The organism is Croceitalea sp. W27 (genome assembly GCF_055693185.1).
Map to the genome: position 1 here is coordinate 1,486,385 of NZ_CM146327.1, position 19,415 is coordinate 1,505,799.

Consider the following 19,415-nt stretch of genomic DNA (forward strand, 5'->3'; position numbering starts at 1 on the left):
TTAAGTTTTATCTATGTCTTTAATCAATTCAACCTCGGCATTTGGTTGAAACAAATATAATCTGCCGGTATTGAGTTCGGTACATTCATACCGTTTTATTCGCTTATTTCCCTTTTTAAAAAGTTTTCCATTATGAATTCTAAAGGTACTACCTAAAGGAAGCTCAAAAACATAAGAATACTTCAGTTCTTCTATATCGAAAGTCTTTAAAGCAATGGCAAGTTTTGCATCTGTACTGCTACTTGCCTTTGGGTTTTTGAAATGATTGGCTATTACAGGTAAAAGTTTAGTTGGAAATATCTCAGGTCGAATAAATGGCAGCATCAATTCTTGAAAAGTACGTTTCCATTCTAGCCCATGCGGTTTTATTCGCCTACCGAACTTCTCAAATGCGACCAAATGTGCAATTTCATGTACTAACGTAATTAAAAATCGATATTTATTTAACGAAGCGTTAACGGTAATTTGATGCATCCCGTTGGGCATCCTTCTATAATCGCCATGCCGTGTAACCCTATGGCTTACAATTTTTAAATGAACTCCATTCACCTTAATCAAATCAAAGCAGGGTATAACCGCTCTCTCAGGCAAATATTTCTGTAGCACATCTTCCACGACAACAAAAATAGTAGTTTCCTATAGACTCCATATTTTTAAAATTTAAAAACCGAAGAACTTTTTTTGAATTCTGTATTTTTAAAAAAAGTTTTGGCATGTTCAAAAGAATTTCCCTCAACGTTATCCTTTGCCTAATTCTATCGGCTTGCTCAAAAGAAAAAGAAAACGGCATAAGTCACCTTTTAATAGATGTTCCAAATATTCAGGGGAAACAAGAATATCTGGCATCACCATATGTTACTGCCGGGAATAGGGTTTATATGGTTGGCCATCAAGATGGGTCATTTCCTGATTTAGGATGGCATATCAAAGGTGAAATGGGTGGTGTTTGGAATCATCCCATTAAGCTCATGGACGGATTTGATATTCAACTAAACTGGGATGATGATTCATATGTTCTAAACCAAGCCGATTCTTTTACCAATTACCCTTTTGCCAATAAACACGATTTTTTCATTGCAGATAAGGCTTTGAAGATAGGGCGATGGCAGTTCGTGCCCGATGATACAGAAGGAATTGCCATTCAACTAGAAATTTATAATGAAGCCGAAACAGCACAAAATTTTGAGCTGGTTTTTACCGGGCATTCAGATTTAAGACCAACTTGGTTGGGTGAACGAACCAATATGATTAATGGTCAAGACAAACCAAGTTATAGCTCTAAAATTGATGGTTGGGTCGTGAAGGACAAAAACAACCCTTGGTACGTTTGTTATGCAGCTTCAGACAAACCAGAACAAAAGTTTAGCTCTAAGCTAAATCAAAAAAAACTAACCTCATCGAATACCTTAAGCTACAAAGTCCGAATTCCAAAGAGGGATTCTAAAATCCTAACATTTAGTATTGCCGGCTCTTATACTTCAGAAGACGAAGCTATTAAAACATTAAAAAAAATACAGCATAACCTTCCAGAACTAATTGAAGCAAAAAAGAATAGATACAAAGCACTGGCAAATCAAACCAAGCTTACTATCCCTGATGAAAAATTAGAGCAAACTTTTGAATGGCTAAAATACAACTGTGATTGGCTCGTGCGTTCCGTGCCTGAAATCGGAACCGGAATTACAGCGGGCATTCCCGATTATCCATGGTGGTTCGGAGTAGATAGCGAATATGCCTTACAGGGTTATATGGCTGTTGGACAAAGAGATGCAGTGTACAACACCATTAAATTGTTAGATAGTGTTTCTGAAGCCGTAAACGGGAACGGAAAGATTATTCATGAAATGTCTACCAATGGAGCCGTTTTTAATAAAGGCAATATAAATGAAACCCCACAATTCGCCTCCTTAATTTGGAGAATATACCAATGGAATGGCGATAAAGCATTCTTAGAAAAGTACTTCCCCACTATAGAAAAAGGATTAAAATGGTTGATGGATGCCAATGATTTAGACAAAAATGGTTTTCCTGAAGGTTTTGGTATGATGGAAATTCATGGGCTAGATAGTGAAATGATAGATGTTGCCGTATATACACAAAGAGCATTTGCAGATGCAGCTAAAATGGCCGATGAACTTGATAAAACTAGCTTGGCGAACACCTATGAAGCAATAGCAGCTAACTTAAAGGAAAAAATCAATAGTGAGTTTTGGTCCAAAGATTTTAATTCTTATGCCGATTTTATTGGTACAGATAAGCAAACATTACATTTAATAGAAGATGCCATTGTTAGAGCAGACACGCTAAATAAGCCTTGGGCGATTAAAGAAATGGAGCAAACAAAACAATTCATTTTAAATAATCCATCTAATAAACCTAGACCTTTTGTGCTGCATCATAATTGGGTAGTGAATACGCCAATGGAAATGGGTATTGCCGATAACGACAAAGCTTTAAAGGCACTGGAAACTGCAAAGCGATTTGTAAATCCGTTTGGTGTTTTTGTAACAGGTATAGATAGAGATGAATCTGCAGGTTCTGATGATGGCGCTTTTAAAGCCCCTCCCGTTTTTTCCTATACAGGCGCAGTGATGACTTTACCAACTGGAGTTTCTGCCATAGCAGAAAATAATTACGGTAGACCTAATGAAGCATTAAACTATTTAGAACGAATGACACGTTCCTTTAGCTATGCTTTACCAGGGAGTATGTATGAGGTTTCCCCAGATTTTGGAATGATGACACAGGCATGGAACATCTACAGCTATGCCTACCCTATTGTCTATCAGTTTTTTGGTATTCAACCAAATGCCGCTAAGAAAGAAATTACGATTAGGCCTCAAATGCCAGATAGTTGGAACAAAGCTTCTTTGGAAAATATTGAAATTGGTAACAATAAAATTTCAATATATTATTGGAAAGGCCCTAAAATTTTGACTATAAGAACCATACAAACTAATTGGAATTGGTCTCTAAAAGTGGAATTACCAAAGGATTTTAAAAACCCTGGTCTTGTAGTTACACAAGGAGAACCCATTACCTCAGATAAAGATAAGTATGTGGTAAGTGCAAAAAATGGTGAAATAGATGCTTCTATATATTTTGAAGAAGCAACTAACAACAATTCAAAGACAGATGATTAAGAAAAGAATTTTATATGTCTTATTTAGTTTTGCAATTGTTTTGGGTTGCACTGCTTCTAAATTTAAATCGAGTTGGACAAAACCTATTGCCCCAGAAACATTCACTACCAAATTTGAAACATCAAAAGGTGATTTTTTGGTTAAAGTAGAGCGAAAGCTTTCTCCTAAGGCAGTAGACCGCTTTTATCAGTTAGTAAAGACAAAATACTTTAATAATATTCTGTTTTACAGGGTTAATCCAGGGTTTGTAGCACAATTTGGTGGTAATGATAGTTTAATTTATACCAGTTGGAACCGTTATAAAATCCCTGATGAGCCAGTACTACAAGGAAATGATAAAGGAACACTGAGTTTTGCACGAGGTGGTAAAGAAAGTAGAGGTACAGACTTGTTTATTAATCTAAGGGATAACAATAGACTAGATACCTTACACTATAATGATGTAACCGGCTTTCCTACTTTTGGGAAAGTAACCAAAGGCATGGAAGTACTTGAAGCCTTGTATTCTGGCTATGCAGATACTACCATGAATAACCTGGCATTAATGCATAAGGATTTAGATGGCTTTATTAAAAAGTACCCAAAGCTGGATACTATTTATAAGGTCGAATTCATTAAATAAAGGTCTTTTCATTTTAGATTTACTGTTCTCCGTTGCATATCTTTAGAACGCATATAAGGGAAATAAACAAACTAGTTTGTTTATCTCTGTGTTACAGCCAATTGTCCAAAACATTCTACAAATAGTCAAAATATTAAATGAAAAAAAAACTAAAAATTACATTTCTTATAATACTTTCATTTGTTATATTCCTTTTAATGCTTCTTTCTATTCAATATACACCTACCTATGTTTATCGACTTATAACAATGAATGTAGCAGATGTTTATGATTATAAGAACTTTGAAAATCATAGGATTCAAGGAGCAGAGCATACTAATACATTTATTTCAAAACCAAAAGAGAAGTATATAGAGTCCTTATTCGAAGAACTCGTAACTAAAACTGGATTTAATAGCTTTAAAGATTGGGCAATCGAGTCTCAAACGACTGCTCTTATTGTTATAAAAAAAGATACAATCATTTATGAGAAGTACTTTAATGGCTTTAGTAGAGATTCCTATTTTCATTCTCAATCTATGGCAAAGTCGTTTATTTCATTTCTAGTAGGAGCTGCTATTGATGATGGTCTAATCAAAAGTATAGATGACCCAATAACAAATTATATTCCTGAACTTTTAGAGCGAGATTCAAGCTTTGAAAAAATAACCATCGAACATTTACTTGAAATGCGTTCTGGGCTTGAGTACAACACAAGTCTTATACCCTTCACTAACATTCATTCACCTTGGCACGATGAAGCTGTTGGTTATTACCACCCAAACATTCGGAAGTTGTTACTTGAGAATGTTGATATTTCATCCGAACCAGGAAGAGATTTTCAATATTCTAATTACAATACAAGCTATTTAGGATTGATTCTTGAAAGAGTCACTAACTCAACTGTTTCCAATTATCTGGAACAAAAATTATGGTCAAAAATAATGGAATATGATGCGCTTTTTTCTATAGATAGTGAAGAGTCTAATTTTGAATATATGCCAAGTCGTTTGATTGCTCGGGCGATTGATTATGCACGTTTTGGTCAGCTTATGCTCAATGAAGGAAATTGGAATGGTAATGAGATTGTATCAAAGGATTGGGTGTTAAAGTCTACCCGAGAAAACAAATCCATTCCCCGTGATATTTATCCAAAATGGTTTGGAAGAAGCGACAAAAGAATTTACTACAATTATCAATGGTGGGGTCACGTAAATAAAGACGGTACTTATCATTTCTATGCAAATGGAAATCTTGGACAGAACATCTACATTATTCCCAAAAAAGAAACTGTAATTGTTCACTGTGGTAATTCACTTCAATATTACAGTAGTGATTTTGATTTATGGAATGTTGCTTTACAGTTGAATTAGAATTAAATAATAGCTAAGGCTCAAAATAAAAACTGGCTGTAACACGCTGTAGTTACGGCGTACTGTTACTTACTTGAAGTAGTTTCCCATTAAACAATTTATTTCCTGTTAAAGCAAAATCTTTAATATATGCTGCCATTTCTAATGCCGTAGTTGGCGCTTTATACCCTGGAAAAGCTTCTTCTAACATTTCGGTCTGCACCGCACCTAAAGCCAATACATTAAATGAAGGGCCGGTTTCTTTAAACTCTTCTGCCCAAAGCTCAGTTAACGTGATTACAGCTGCTTTACTAGAACTATAGGCAGCTAATCCTGGAAACTTCATGCTCCCTTGTACTCCACCCATGGAGCTTATAGTAACAACATGAGCGTCTTTATTCATTTTTGGGAGTAGTATTCTCGTTAATTCGGCAACTCCGAAAACATTTACTTTATATACCTGTTCAAATTCTTCTGTAGTAGTTTCTGTAAAAGGTTTGTTTAAAAGACTGCCTGCATTGTTGATAAGAACATCTACAGTTTTCCAATCTTGTGTAAACTCGGTTACTTTTTTATAGTCTTCAGTTTTGCCTAAGTCAAAAGAAAAGGCAGTAATATTTTTGTGGTTTAAGTCTAAAATTGGCTTAGCATTTCTAGATAATGCTAACACTTTATGGCCTTCATCAGCAAAGAGCTTTGCCATTTCAAAGCCTATTCCTCTGCTTGTACCTGATATTATAATGTTCTTAGACATAATTTTTTTATTCCTATTTCCCTTCGACTTCGCTCAGGGTGACACTTAGGAATCTATTTTGTTTTCGTCATCCTTAATCAATTTAGGGTATCAAACCGATGAGATGCTGAAACAAGTTCAGCATGACGACTTATTTCAATTTTACTTCTTGAGCTGTCGCGTTAGAAATACCCTCTACAACAGGCAGCATTTTATTTACCATACTTGCCATATGCGCAAAATCCATAATCTCATTTTCATCCCCAACTTTATGGTAATGGTTAAAATTAGTAAAGTCGAAAGTGCAGAAAGTATGCGAGGGTACATTAAACTCTTTATGAAAATCGTAATTATCTGAACGTTGGAATAGGTTATACTCCTTAGCTGTTGGTAAAAATCCGATTAACTTTTTACCAGCATATTTGTTGCTTACTTCCGCAAGGTTAGACATTTCATACCCCGTAATATATAGTTCATAATCTTTGCCAACTAAAGGAACACCTGTCATTTCAAAATTCAACATCGTGTAGAGATTTAAATCTGCCTCTTTTAATTTTTTTGCCAAGTGCCTTGAACCTAAAAGTCCTTTCTCTTCGGCACTAAACAGCGCAAAAATTAAGCTACGTTTATTGGTTTTATTCTTTCCAAAATAACGTGCCATTTCCATAACAGTAGTTGTCCCTGATGCATTATCATTAGCACCATTGGCAATAGCATCACCGTTTTCTGCTTTAATAATTCCAATATGGTCGTAATGAGCACCAATAAGGATATACTCCCCTTTTAAACTAGGGTCATTTCCTTCAACTACTCCAACTATATTATAAGAGGTTTTTTCAAAATTTGATAAAGTGTCCCGATACGATTCAAAATAAGGAGCAATACCATTATCCTTAAAGTTTTTTTCTATGTATTTGGCAGCTTCCTCTATTCCCTCACCACCAGAATCACGACCTTGTAAATCATCTGAAGCTAAAAAATTCATGATTTCGCCAATCTTAGCTGTATCTGTAAAACCAGGTGTTTCTTTTGGCATTTGTGCCTTTAAACCATCCGGACCGGCAGGTTTGGCCGTTTGCACATTATCTGGATTGGTTTCCACTATTTTGGTAGACCCGCAAGCCATGGCCAATAGTAGGCTTAAAAAACTTATAGCTATTTTCATGTTCTATTTTTTTGATGTGTTTAAAGATAAAAAAAGCATTCGCCATGGACGAATGCTTTTACTATTTTGATTACAACTCTAGATTAAGCTAGCATTGTTACAGGGTTTTCCAGATATGCCCTTAAAGTCTGTAAAAATTGTGCCCCTGTAGCGCCATCAACAGTTCTATGGTCGCATGCTAGGGTAACTTTCATCGTATTACCAACTACTATTTCCCCATTTTTAACTACAGGTTTCTCTACAATAGCGCCTACAGATAAGATAGCAGAATTAGGTTGGTTTATTATTGAGGTAAACTCTAAAATACCAAACATACCAAGATTAGAAACCGTAAACGTACTGCCCTCCATCTCGGCAGGTGTCAACTTTTTGTTTCGTGCCCTAACTGCCATATCTTTTACCGAAGCTCCAATTTGGGTTAAGCTCATTTGATCTGTGAACTTTAAAACAGGTACTACAAGACCATCATCAACAGCTACAGCCACTCCAACATGTATATGATGATTGTATTTTGTAGTATCGTTGTTCCATGTAGTATTGACCTGTGGATGTTTCTTTAATGCCATCGCACAAGCCTTTAGTACCATGTCGTTAAATGAAACCTTTGTCTCGGGCAAGCCGTTTATTTGCGCTCTTGAAGCTTTGGCATTATCCATATCCACTTCAATAGTCAAGTAATAATGTGGTGCACTAAATTTAGATTCGCTCAAACGCTTGGCAATTACCTTACGCATTTGCGAATTTTTAACTTCTTCTGCTCCCTCTTCGCCAACCGGTAAATTGATAGGTGCCGCGGCAATAGCAGGTGCTGAACTTACATCAGCAGATGCTGCGGTTGTTGGCTGACTTGAAGCGCTTGGTTGATAATTTTCAACATCACGCTTTACAATTCTGCCATTATCGCCAGAACCTTTTACATTTGAAAGGTTGATTCCCTTATCCGACGCTATCTTTTTTGCTAATGGGGAAGCAAAAATACGCTGCCCATCTGTAGTTATAGAAGTTTCAACAGCTACTGCTTCTACTTTTGGCTCTTCAGTTGTAGCTGCTTCTTTTTTAGTTTCTTCTTTTGTTCCTCCCGAAGGTTTTGCATTTAACACGGCGTTAACATCTGTACCTTCTGGCCCGATGACTGCCAATAAGGAGTCTACCGGAGCCCCCTCACCTTCTTGAATACCAATATGCAGTAAGGTGCCTGAATAGAAGGATTCAAATTCCATAGTGGCTTTATCTGTCTCTATTTCAGCAAGAATATCGCCTTCTTCCACAGTATCTCCAACTTTTTTCAACCAAGATGCAACGGTACCTTCTTCCATGGTATCGCTCAGACGAGGCATCGTAATGATTTCCACCCCTTCAGGAACTTCTCCTACACCTGCCTCAGTACTTTTTTCGGCAACCTCTTCAACCTTATTTTCAATTTTTTCAGGCGTAGTTTCCGCTTTACTTTCTCCAGAACCGTTTAAAAGTGCAGAAATATCTTCACCTTCTTCACCTATGATGGCCAAAAGCGAATCTACTGGTGCACCGTCTCCTTCTTCAATTCCGATGTGTAGCAAGGTTCCTTCATGAAAGGATTCGAACTCCATCGTAGCTTTGTCCGTTTCAATTTCGGCTAAAATATCACCTTCCTCAATTTTATCACCAACATTCTTGAGCCACTTCGCCACGGTGCCTTCTTCCATGGTATCACTCAACCGGGGCATATTGATTACTTCTGCCATTTAGCTTATAGTTTATGTTGTAAAAATGGATAATCTTCTTGTTCATAGACCATATCGTACAATTGTTGTACTGGTGGAAAATCTGATTCTTCAGCAAATTTCTCACATTCAGAAACTAGGTCTTTAACACGCTTATCAATAATTTTTAAATCATCTTCAGAGGCATATTTCTTTTCTAAAATAACATCTTTCACCTGAGTGATAGGATCTATCTTCTTATATTCTTCAACCTCATCTTTAGTTCGATAGTGCTGGGCATCTGACATTGAATGACCTCTATAACGATAGGTTTTCATTTCTAAAAATGTTGGTCCACCACCTGTTCTTGCACGTTCAATAGCTTTATCCACTTCTTTTGCAACTGAAACAGGATCCATGCCATCTACTGGGGCACATGGCATTTCATAGCCTAATCCTAATTTATAAATATCCGTAGAGTAAGATGTTCTCGCTACCGAAGTACCCATTGCATATCCATTGTTTTCACAAATAAATACAACCGGCAACTGCCAAAGCATTGCCAAGTTGAACGCCTCATGCAATGAACCTTGTCTTACGGCACCGTCACCCATATAACATAAAGTAACATTATCACGTTTAAAGTATTTATCGGCAAATGCAAGACCGGCACCTAAAGGAATCTGACCTCCAACGATACCATGACCACCATAAAAACGATGTTCTTTTGAAAAAATATGCATAGACCCCCCCATACCTTTAGAGGTACCCGTGACCTTACCATATAATTCTGCCATGACCTTTTTTGGGTCAACACCCATACCTATAGGTTGCACATGATTTCGGTAAGCCGTTATCATTCTATCTTTATTCAAATCCATTGCGTGCAATGACCCTGCAAGAACAGCCTCTTGACCGTTGTATAAATGTAGAAATCCTCTAACTTTTTGCTGAATGTAAACCGCAGCAAGTTTGTCTTCAAACTTGCGCCAGAACAACATGTCTTCGTACCACTTTAGGTATACCTCTTTCGTGATTTTTTTCATTAAATAATGATGTTAAATGAAGTTCCCTATCGTAAGGGAAAAACAAAAATACATATATATCTGTTTTTGGGAAACAAATGATTTAAGAATCCCCTAAAAAAGAATTATTAAAGGCCAAGGGAAGTAATTCAGCGATTGAATTGCATTTATAAATTTTCCCTTTTTCTCCTCGCATTAAAATTGTGATCGGCGTTTTCTGTTTTTGCTCGTATTCTGCAATTGATTGCCTACAATTACCACAGGGGCCAGCGGGGGTATCGACAACATAATTTTTTGAGGTAGCGGTTATTGCCATCGAAATTATTTTTTGGTTGGGAAAACGTGCCCCTGCCTGAAAAATAGCGACCCTTTCGGCACACAGACCCGATGGATATGAAGCATTTTCTTGATTGTTTCCAATGACTATCTCGCCGTTTTCCAAGAGTAGGGCTACCCCAACTTGAAAGTTAGAATATGGTGCATAGGCATTAGCCCTTGCCTCGGTCGCTTTATAAAGTAAGTCTCGCTCCTCTTTGGACAATTCATCTTCAGCATCGTAAATACTGAGCTCAAATTCAATCTTTTTTTTCTCCATTCTTCATAAACCTATCCCCTAAAAATAACAAAACCCCAACGTTATGTTAGGGTTTTATATCAAATTATAGCATTAATCTTTTAATCGTTGTAGAATTCTTCGCCAAAATTAAAGGTAAGCGAAAAACGTAAGGTATTTTCAAGTGGGTTTCTAACTTGTGCCGTAGAGAAAAGGTAGGACAAATCTATTTGAGCAGATTTAAACTTAAAGCCCGCACCTATCGTAGCAAACTGCCTAGAACCTTTTTCTGGACTCTCATTAAAATATCCAGCTCTTAACATAAAGGCATCTTGATACCTATACTCTGTGCCTAAAGACCAAGTAACTTCTTTTAGCTCTTCGCTAAAACCGTCTGGCGCATCACCAAATGACTCGAACACACCGCTAAAAAAACTTATGTTTTGATATATTTCATTGTCGTCTCCATCAATATTACCATCTCCATCAAAATCTCGCGGTGTCGGCACTAACAATTTATTAAATTCAGAGTAGATACCAACAACATTATCGGCATCAAGAATAAAGTCGAAACCGGCACCAAACCTTAAATTGGTGGGTAAAAAGTTTTCTTGCCCCCCTTCATCATACTGTAATGAACCGCCGAGATTAGAAATGTTAAAACCTGCGCGCCATCTACCGTCAAAATTATTGTAGGCAACTTCCCTTGATTGAAAGAAACCGGCAATATCTACTGCAAAAGCATTAGCGGCTTGTGAGTCTTGGGTGCCATCTTGTAATCTAAGATTAGAACTTATGAACCTACCCCCTACTGCCATTGAAAACGTTTCACTCAATTTTAAGGAGTATGAGCCATCTATGGCAAATTCATTGGGCTTTACAAGCGTACCTTCTTCGTTTATGGTCTGTCTCAACTCAATTTCGCCAAGACTAAAATACCTAATACCAAAAGCAAAAGCACTCCTTTCAGTTATCTTATTTGCAAAAGTTGCAGACAATAAACCTATATCTGAGACCACATTCTCTAAAAAAGGCGTGTAACTGGCACCAATCATAGATTTTCTCTCAGAAAATGCATATTTAGCCGGATTCCATTGTTGTGAAAAGGCATCAACAGAAGTGGCAACGCCCATATCACCCATACCAGAAGCTCTGGCATCTCCAGAAATAGTTAAAAACGGAACTGCCGTGGTAATTACCCTTTCTTGCTGTGCAGAAACTTTAACAACGCAAATAAGCGTTATCAAAACGATTAATTTTTTCATTCTTTCTCGTTATAAAGTTGTAAGTTCTTATACTTTAAAAACCGGTTCTCGCCCAGAGAACCATTTAACATATTATACAGAAACGTTCTTTTTTATAAATTCTTGTTCAAGAAAGTCCTTTTTAGACCAAATACATTCATGCACACAAATAAAGTGAACGTTAAACCCAGACACTACGCATACTATAATTGATTTTACGTCGTTATTGAGGTAGTAATAAAATCGAAAAAAATTAACTGAAAGTTTTTCTCGGGATATAAAATATTGTGTCCATCTTTTCGTTTTATTGCCTGAAGTGATATTAAATCAAATAAAATTGAAGTAGCCGAATACGTTTTCGGTTTATCGAACTCAAGTCCTAATTATGAAAAAACACTTAGTAAAAGTTGTACTATCCAGTGTGGTTGTAGCGGTAAGTTTTTCAAGTTGCAAAAACTCATCTTCTTCGTCTAAAAATGTTTCGAGAGCAACTGGATGGAAAATTAATGCCAAAGATGGCGGTTTTCAATACAACTCTGATTTTAAAGAACAAGAAACTCCTCCGGGAACGGTCTTTATAGAAGGTGGTACTTTTACCAAGGGGCAAGTTCAAGATGATATTATGCATGATTGGAACAATACCCCAACCTCTCAACATGTGCAGTCTTTTTACATGGATGAAACTGAGGTAACCAATAAAATGTACATGGAATATCTAGATTACCTGAAAAAGGTATATCCTCCAGAAAATCCTATGTACGCAAATATTTACAAAGGTGCATTGCCAGACACATTAGTTTGGAGAAACCGTTTAGGTTTTAACGAAACTATGACCAATAACTATTTACGTCACCCTGGGTATGCAGAATACCCTGTAGTTGGTGTTAATTGGATTCAGGCAACGCAATACGCAGAATGGAGAACTGATAGGGTTAACGAATACAAACTTGCCCAAGAAGGTTTTATTGAAGAAGATGCTTTATATGGGGTACTTAACGGTGAAGTAGATGGTACTTTTAGTACTGAAGCCTACCTTAACAATCCAGAATCTGTATACGGAGGTCAAATCGATTCACTTCAAGGAAAGCAGAAAAAAGATTCCATAAATAGTTTTGCAAAAAGAAGTTCAGGTATTATTTCTCCTGAATATAGATTGCCAACTGAGACCGAGTGGGAGTATGCCGCGCAGGCACTTATTGGCACTCGTGAGTACAACAATTATAGAGGTAGAAAAAAATATCCATGGGAAGGTGATTACACCAGAAATGGACAACGTGTAGGTCGTGGCGATCAATTGGCAAACTTTAAGCAAGGAAAAGGTGACTATGGAGGTATCGCCGGATGGTCAGATGACGGAGCTGATATCACAGGTCAAGTGAAATCATATAAGCCAAATGATTTTGGTCTTTATGATATGGCCGGTAACGTTTCGGAATGGGTTGCCGATGTTTATAGACCAATAGTTGATGACGAGATAAGTGATTTCAACTATTATAGAGGTAATATTTACACGAAAAAAGCAATCGGTGAAGACGGAAAAGTTCAAATTCTTAGAGATTCTGTAGTTTTTGATACCTTACCTAACGGAAAAGTTGTTGCTGTAAACCTTCCAGGTGAAATCAAAGAAGTTCCGGTTGATGAACAAGAAACTTATTTAAGAACCAACTTCTCATCTAGTGACAACAGAGGTTATAGAGATGGTGACCCAGGTTCTTCAAGATTCTATCAAAGATTCAGTGATGACGAAGAAGATAATAGAAAAATGTACGATTCTCCTAAGCATAAAGTGGAGCGTGATTCTACAGGTAAAATTTTACGTCAGTATGATACTTCTAATTATAGAACTTCCTTAATCAATGATGAGGTGCGAGTATATAAAGGTGGTTCATGGAGAGATAGAGCATTTTGGTTAGACCCGGCACAACGTCGTTACTTACCACAATATATGGCAACTGATGATATTGGCTTTAGATGCGCCATGTCAAGAGTGGGTTCTAAATCAAAGTCCAAGAACAAAACAGTAAGACACAAGAAATCGAAATAATTAGATTTCTTTTATAAAGTAAAAAGCCTTGATCTAGCATCAAGGCTTTTTTTTATCTTCGATTTATGAATGTGACCGAGCTACATAAACTGTTCTTGCAGTTTCCTGAAATATCTACAGACACAAGAAAAATAACTCCTAACTGCATATTCTTTGCGCTTAAGGGGCCTAATTTTAATGGTAACAAATTCGCTGAAGAGGCTTTAAAAGAAGGTGCTTCTTATGCCATAGTTGATGAGGTAGATTATCAGACTTCAGAAAAGACGATTCTCGTTGACAATGTTTTAGAAACATTGCAAGAATTGGCTACTTTTCATCGTAACTATTCGAAAACCAGAGTAATCTCACTAACTGGCAGTAATGGAAAAACAACTACGAAAGAGCTCATTAATCTCGTACTCTCAAAAAAATATAAAACCATTGCCACTAAAGGAAATTTAAACAATCATATCGGTGTTCCATTGACACTTCTTTCCATTAAAGAAGATACAGAATTGGCAATAGTAGAAATGGGAGCCAATCATCAAGGAGAAATCGCCTTTTTATCTGGATTGGCCCAACCAGATTTTGGGTACATTACCAATTTTGGAAAAGCCCATCTAGAAGGTTTTGGCGGAGTTGAAGGGGTAATCAAAGGAAAAAGTGAGTTATTTACCTATCTCATCGAAAATGATAAGCACATTTTTATAAATGCAGATGATGCCATTCAAAGGGAGAAATTGGCTACCTACATTAAAAAATTTGGTTTTAGCCAGACTGACTCAGCATATTATCAAATAGAGTTGCTTAATGCTTCTCCATTTGTTCAAATAAAATTCGAAGACCTACAAGCAAACACCAACCTCATCGGGGCTTACAATTTCCCAAACTGTTGTGCGGCAATTTTAATGGGAAAATACTTCAACGTTCCTCCTAATGAAATCAAGGAAGCTCTTGAATTTTATAACCCTGACAACAACCGTTCGCAATTGATGAAGAAGAACGGACATGAAATAATCTTAGATGCCTACAATGCCAACCCGACCAGCATGATGGCCGCTCTTGAAAATCTAAGTTTAATAGAATCTTCACAGAAAACCCTTTTTTTAGGTGACATGTTCGAGCTCGGTGAAACGGCAAATGAAGAACATCAGTCTATAGCCGATTATGCCAAGAAACTAGGGTTTAAAGATGTTTATTTAGTTGGAGAGAACTTCTTTAAAGTCAATACCACTTTTCAAAAATTTAAATCATTCGAGAACCTTAAGTCATACCTAGTTGATACAAATTTACCAAAAAGCACCATGCTTATAAAAGGCTCAAGGGGCATGGCCCTAGAACGTATTTTAGAGCTGCTCTAAATGCTAAACTTTACTAAAAAATTACTTTTTTTGAGTTTGATGTGAAATGGTTCCGGTCGTTCTACGACCTAAAAGGGGTAACAACTAGTAATCATGGACAACAGTATTATCATTTTTGACGGTGAATGTAATTTATGCAATGGCGTGGTAGGTTGGTTATTAAAATTCGCCCCTGCCGATAGCTTTAGTTTTGTAGCGTTTCAATCGCCATATGGGCAATCTTTACTACATACTTTTGGTTTTCCAAAAAAAGAATTGACTACCGTTATCTTAATTGATGAGGCCGGTGCGCATACCCATTCTGATGGTTTTTTAAAAATAGTTTCACAAATACCCAAGTGGAAATTGGTTGCGGCATTACTAGCCTTCGTGCCAAGAATTATACGAGACACCATTTATAATCTAGCTTCAAAAAATAGGGTTCGTTGGTTCGGGAAATCGAATACCTGTACGGTAGGGTTTTAAAAAGTGGAGTATACTGGATTCGAACCAGTGACCTCTGCCCTGTCAAGGCAGCGCTCTAAACCAACTGAGCTAATACTCCAAAAAGTGCTGCAATATCGTAAAAATGTTACCAATCACCATACTCGGCAGCATTCTTTTGAGTTTCATGCAATGTAATATGAAGCAAATGCCCTTTTAAAAGTTTAGGCTTAAGAATATCATAGATAACTTTTACAAAATTTTCGGTCGAAGGCATAATTCCTTTAAACTCCTCACAGTCTTCGTTCAGGTTTTTATGATCAAAACGCTCCTCTACTTCGTATTTAATCATTTCACCTAAATCGGCCAGGTCCATTACAAAACCTGTTTGTTGGTCTACTTCACCCTTAACCCGAACCTCTAAATCAAAATTATGGCCATGATAATTTGGACTATTGCATTTTCCAAAAACCTCTAGATTTTTTTCGTCCGACCAATCAGGGTTATGCAATCTATGCGCAGCATTAAAATGTGCTTTTCTACAAATAGTAACTACCATGGTATTGAATAAGATTGCAAATTTACTTCAAATTTCATTTTCAAAATAAATTAACATCTTAATATGTTGCGGCAGTACTTATATTTTTCTCAAAAAATCTAAACTCTGTGGAATTTGCTCGACCACTCTGGAAGATTCATCTTCAATAAACATATATTCAACGCCCATCTCTTTACCCTTGAGCATTAACGCCTTGATATCTATCATGCCGGAACCTAACACTACGTTGGTCTCGACATCACCATGGCCGGTATGATTTCCAACAGTGCCTTTCTTCATATCTTTTAAATGCATCAACTTAAATTTTTCAGGATATCTTTCAAAAAGCGCAAATGGGTCTTCACCACCATGTACTACCCAGTACACATCCATCTCAAAGTCAAAGCTTTCCGCATTTTTAGCCATATAATCGAATAAGGTTCCATCTTCATAAGGCTTAAATTCATAACCATGGGGGTGGTATACCAACTGGACCCCTTCCTTCTTTAAGAACTCACCGGAAACATTAAATACTTTTACAGCCTCCTTGGCATTTTCAATGTTAAAATGGTCATCTTTATGGGCAATCCATGCGCACATTACATATGTTGCGCCAAAAGCTTTGGCACGTCTCAAAGTTTCTTTCGGGTTGTCTCTCAGCTCTTCAAAACTGGCACCGACGCTTGCTGTTTCAATTCCATTTTTATCCAATAAATCGATAAATTTCGACTCTTCCATACCATAGGTGTTTTCCCCACCTTCAATAACATTTATCCCCCAAGATTTAATTTGTGCTATTGTACCCGGTACATCTTTCGGAAACTGCGCTCTTAGACTATACAGTTGTAGCCCAATATTATCTTCAACGTAATTATCGTTCTTACAGCTACTGACCATAATCGCTAAAACAAGCGCCCTCAATATAATATGCCTCATTATAGTTTTCTAAGTTAACAGATTACCCTCATCATCCCACTCGGCAGCAATATTGCGTTTACTTTGATCTACACATTTTGCAATCCATTCTGGGTCGTAGGCCACACCATGTTGATCTAAAACATCTTGTGGAACACCATCCCAAACATTGGGCATATTGCCCTTATAGCCCAGTTCTTCAATACCCAGTTTGGTAGTATAAAAACCAGACATAGTTAAATTTCTGACCATACTAAAAAAATTCACCTCAAAAGGTCTTTCAGTATCCGGAGTATTGGGATCGTAATAGGCAATTTCATCTAATATGGCTTTTTGTTGTTCAATTGTGGCATCCTTAAAAACAAGCTCATTTTCTGTATTGCATTTATGGTCCAACCACATTAAACCACCCTTTAGATCGGTCTGCATTTTTTCTGACTCGGTATCCCTCGCCATAAAATCAATAAAAGAAACCACATCTGCATCAGATGCGCCTTTGTATTGCTCACTTGGCGGAAGAATTAGATCACAAAGCACAACCATGGTTTCTCTTTGGAGCTCGTTGAAAAAATCTTCCCCTTCTTTGATTTCAGTTAAAATCTTATTCTCGTAATCAGTACGCCATTTGACAGGTTCGTGTGCTTTTACATCTGTTACCTCTGGTTTTTCTTCACCAGGTTTACAACCATGTGCGGCCAAACCTGTCGCCACGGAACCTAAGGCTATTGCTTTTAAACTTTTTCTTCTATCCATAATGTATTGTAATAAGCCTGCCTTAGCCGGCCCAAGTTATATTCTTTATTGCCAGTACTGTGTTAAAAAATGATACCGTAGCTAGGCTATGCCATAATTTTTTGCCTACTCCTGACAAAAAATAATTAAAACTTAGCCGACACAACAGACTTAACACAATACTAAATATTTTGTTTTTTTAATTGTTCAATAACATAGTCTGAAGCTCTCCATGAAAGTGCCAAAATTGTCCAGGTACAATTTTTGTCCGCTTGTGAGGTAAATACTCCCGCATCAACAACAAATACATTATCGACATCGTGTAACTGCTGGTATTTATTGGTCACTGATGTTTTAGGATTATCCCCCATTCTAGTTGTCCCAACTTCATGAATAATAGCACCTGGAGTATGAAGACCATAGTCCCTATCCTTACCTGGTTTATCGCCCATAAGTTCGCCTCCCATGTTCGTCAATATTTCTTCGAAGGTATCATGGGCATGTTTGGCCTGGTTTCGTTCTAAGTCTGACCACTTATAATGGAAACGCAGCACAGGTATACCCCATTCATCAACAACATTAGGGTCTATCTCACAATAATTATCTTTTCTTGCAATCGACTCACCTCTAGCCGATATACCAACGACGGCACCATAATATTTTTTCAAGTCACTTCTCAGGATATCTCCGTACCCCCCTGCTTTTGTTCCAAAAAACTTATTGAAATCATTTACGTTGAAACCCGTTCCGTAGCTGGGCATACCCATACCGCCCCAAATTTCAAGGTGATATCCGCGCGGAAAGTCAAGTTTGGAATTGTCGCCCCACCAAGGTGAATAAATATGCATTCCACCTACCCCGTCTTCGTTGTAGGATACTTTCCTGTTCATTAAATCTGGAATAAATGCAGCCCTATCGGCACCTGTTGAATCATGTAAATATTTACCAACTACATCACTGCTATTACCTAAACCATTAGGGTGTTGCTTGCTTTTGGAATTCATTAATATTCTAGCCGAGCTACACGCAGAGGCAGCTAAAATTACTGTTTTGCCCTTCAACTTATATTCTTTTCTATCGTCTTTACTAATGTACGATACGCCCGTAGCTCTTCCTTCTTCATCGGTAGTTACTTCCCTTACCACAGAGTTTACAAAAAGATCTACTTGGCCTCTACTTTTCTGTGCCGGAAAAATTAAACAGGTACCTGCGGAAAAATCAGCATAAACTTGACAGGCCCTACCGCACTGACCACAATAGAAACAAACGCCACGTTCATTATTGATACGCTTGGTCAACATCGACATTCTGGAAGGGTATACGGGGACTCCAGATTTTTTAGCCCCATTGATATAAAAAAGCTCATGTAATCTTGGCTTTGGAGGAGGTAGAAAAAAACCGTCCGGATCATTGGGAAGTCCTTCGTTGGTTCCAAAAACACCTATAAGCTTATCAACCTTATCGTAGTACGGTTTTACATCGTCATAACCTATAGGCCAATTATCGCCATAACCATCTCGGTCTTTACCTTTAAAGTCTTTTGGCCCAAATCGCAATGAGATACGACCCCAGTGATTGGTTCTACCCCCAAGCATATGTGATCTGAACCAATTAAATTTAGTTCCTTCAACATGGGTATAAGGCTCTCCTTCAATATCCCAACCACCGTAAGCAGCATCATAGTCGCCAAATGGCCTATATCGAGTGCCTGCACCACGTCTTTCGGACTCATATGGCCAACGTAATTGTGTTTTTTGCTCTGGGTCGGCAGGGTCAAAAAATGGACCTGCTTCTACAACGGCGATGTTCAATCCTGCATCTGCCAAAACTTTGGTGGCCATTCCCCCTCCGGCACCTGAACCTACGATTATAGCATCGTAAACTTTAGCGTTTTCTATTATCTGCATTAGCTCGTTTTTATATTA

General features: G+C 37.4%; 17 protein-coding genes and 1 tRNA gene. 6 read left to right on the forward strand and 12 right to left on the reverse strand.

Annotated elements, in window-relative coordinates:
* Nucleotides 1–615 (reverse strand): SprT-like domain-containing protein, encoded by a 615-nt coding sequence (locus tag ACZ1GR_RS06795; RefSeq protein WP_472611410.1) that lies wholly within the window; start codon nucleotides 613–615, stop codon nucleotides 1–3.
* Between the two features lie 98 nt (nucleotides 616–713).
* Between ACZ1GR_RS06795 and ACZ1GR_RS06800 the strand changes: the two genes are divergently transcribed.
* The 3 genes from ACZ1GR_RS06800 (at nucleotide 714) to ACZ1GR_RS06810 (ending at nucleotide 5,117) form a co-directional block, all read left to right on the forward strand.
* The gene (locus ACZ1GR_RS06800) at nucleotides 714–3,143 is read left to right on the forward strand and encodes an amylo-alpha-1,6-glucosidase (protein WP_472611411.1); all 2,430 of its coding nucleotides are present in this window, start codon (nucleotides 714–716) and stop codon (nucleotides 3,141–3,143) included.
* Nucleotides 3,136–3,765 (forward strand): peptidylprolyl isomerase, encoded by a 630-nt coding sequence (locus ACZ1GR_RS06805; RefSeq protein WP_472611412.1) that lies wholly within the window; start codon nucleotides 3,136–3,138, stop codon nucleotides 3,763–3,765. Before ACZ1GR_RS06800 ends, ACZ1GR_RS06805 begins: the two co-directional genes overlap by 8 nt.
* Nucleotides 3,766–3,902: 137 nt before the next feature.
* Nucleotides 3,903–5,117, forward strand: a complete 1,215-nt coding sequence (locus tag ACZ1GR_RS06810) for a serine hydrolase domain-containing protein (protein ID WP_472611413.1) — start codon at nucleotides 3,903–3,905, stop codon at nucleotides 5,115–5,117.
* 52 nt (nucleotides 5,118–5,169) lie between these two features.
* On the opposite strand, the gene ACZ1GR_RS06815 is transcribed toward ACZ1GR_RS06810, so the two are convergent.
* From ACZ1GR_RS06815 to porV, 6 genes are all read right to left on the reverse strand, one after another.
* Nucleotides 5,170–5,850, reverse strand: a complete 681-nt coding sequence (locus ACZ1GR_RS06815) for an SDR family NAD(P)-dependent oxidoreductase (RefSeq protein WP_472611414.1) — start codon at nucleotides 5,848–5,850, stop codon at nucleotides 5,170–5,172.
* 130 nt (nucleotides 5,851–5,980) lie between these two features.
* Nucleotides 5,981–6,994 carry a M28 family metallopeptidase gene (locus ACZ1GR_RS06820; protein ID WP_472611415.1) on the reverse strand — a complete coding sequence of 338 codons (1,014 nt, stop codon included), beginning with the start codon at nucleotides 6,992–6,994 and terminating at the stop codon, nucleotides 5,981–5,983.
* Nucleotides 6,995–7,077: 83 nt separating this feature from the next.
* Nucleotides 7,078–8,718, reverse strand: a complete 1,641-nt coding sequence (locus ACZ1GR_RS06825; protein ID WP_472611416.1) for a dihydrolipoamide acetyltransferase family protein — start codon at nucleotides 8,716–8,718, stop codon at nucleotides 7,078–7,080.
* Nucleotides 8,719–8,723: 5 nt separating this feature from the next.
* Nucleotides 8,724–9,722, reverse strand: a complete 999-nt coding sequence (pdhA, locus tag ACZ1GR_RS06830; RefSeq protein WP_377768617.1) for a pyruvate dehydrogenase (acetyl-transferring) E1 component subunit alpha — start codon at nucleotides 9,720–9,722, stop codon at nucleotides 8,724–8,726.
* 82 nt (nucleotides 9,723–9,804) lie between these two features.
* Complete coding sequence (gene cdd, locus ACZ1GR_RS06835; RefSeq protein WP_472611417.1) at nucleotides 9,805–10,296, reverse strand: cytidine deaminase; 492 nt, start codon at nucleotides 10,294–10,296, stop codon at nucleotides 9,805–9,807.
* Nucleotides 10,297–10,376: 80 nt separating this feature from the next.
* Nucleotides 10,377–11,519 carry a type IX secretion system outer membrane channel protein PorV gene (gene porV / locus ACZ1GR_RS06840; protein WP_472611418.1) on the reverse strand — a complete coding sequence of 381 codons (1,143 nt, stop codon included), beginning with the start codon at nucleotides 11,517–11,519 and terminating at the stop codon, nucleotides 10,377–10,379.
* A 364-nt stretch (nucleotides 11,520–11,883) separates the two neighbouring features.
* Between porV and gldJ the strand changes: the two genes are divergently transcribed.
* The 3 genes from gldJ (at nucleotide 11,884) to ACZ1GR_RS06855 (ending at nucleotide 15,347) form a co-directional block, all read left to right on the forward strand.
* Nucleotides 11,884–13,542 (forward strand): gliding motility lipoprotein GldJ, encoded by a 1,659-nt coding sequence (gene gldJ, locus ACZ1GR_RS06845; RefSeq protein ID WP_472611419.1) that lies wholly within the window; start codon nucleotides 11,884–11,886, stop codon nucleotides 13,540–13,542.
* Between the two features lie 65 nt (nucleotides 13,543–13,607).
* Nucleotides 13,608–14,882: a UDP-N-acetylmuramoyl-tripeptide--D-alanyl-D-alanine ligase gene (locus ACZ1GR_RS06850; protein ID WP_472611420.1), complete on the forward strand. Its 1,275-nt coding sequence runs from the start codon at nucleotides 13,608–13,610 to the stop codon at nucleotides 14,880–14,882.
* Nucleotides 14,883–14,975: 93 nt separating this feature from the next.
* Nucleotides 14,976–15,347: a thiol-disulfide oxidoreductase DCC family protein gene (locus tag ACZ1GR_RS06855; protein WP_377768622.1), complete on the forward strand. Its 372-nt coding sequence runs from the start codon at nucleotides 14,976–14,978 to the stop codon at nucleotides 15,345–15,347.
* 4 nt (nucleotides 15,348–15,351) lie between these two features.
* Here the strand turns inward: ACZ1GR_RS06855 and ACZ1GR_RS06860 are convergent.
* From ACZ1GR_RS06860 to ACZ1GR_RS06880, 5 genes are all read right to left on the reverse strand, one after another.
* Nucleotides 15,352–15,426 (reverse strand) — tRNA-Val (locus ACZ1GR_RS06860).
* A 27-nt stretch (nucleotides 15,427–15,453) separates the two neighbouring features.
* Nucleotides 15,454–15,864 (reverse strand): 6-pyruvoyl trahydropterin synthase family protein, encoded by a 411-nt coding sequence (locus ACZ1GR_RS06865; RefSeq protein WP_377768623.1) that lies wholly within the window; start codon nucleotides 15,862–15,864, stop codon nucleotides 15,454–15,456.
* 78 nt (nucleotides 15,865–15,942) lie between these two features.
* Nucleotides 15,943–16,779: a sugar phosphate isomerase/epimerase family protein gene (locus ACZ1GR_RS06870; protein WP_472611421.1), complete on the reverse strand. Its 837-nt coding sequence runs from the start codon at nucleotides 16,777–16,779 to the stop codon at nucleotides 15,943–15,945.
* A gap of 9 nt (nucleotides 16,780–16,788) precedes the next feature.
* Nucleotides 16,789–17,511 carry a gluconate 2-dehydrogenase subunit 3 family protein gene (locus ACZ1GR_RS06875; protein WP_472611422.1) on the reverse strand — a complete coding sequence of 241 codons (723 nt, stop codon included), beginning with the start codon at nucleotides 17,509–17,511 and terminating at the stop codon, nucleotides 16,789–16,791.
* A 161-nt stretch (nucleotides 17,512–17,672) separates the two neighbouring features.
* Entirely contained in the window at nucleotides 17,673–19,397 is a 1,725-nt protein-coding gene (locus tag ACZ1GR_RS06880; protein WP_472611423.1) for a GMC family oxidoreductase, read from the reverse strand.
* Nucleotides 19,398–19,415 lie beyond the last annotated feature (18 nt).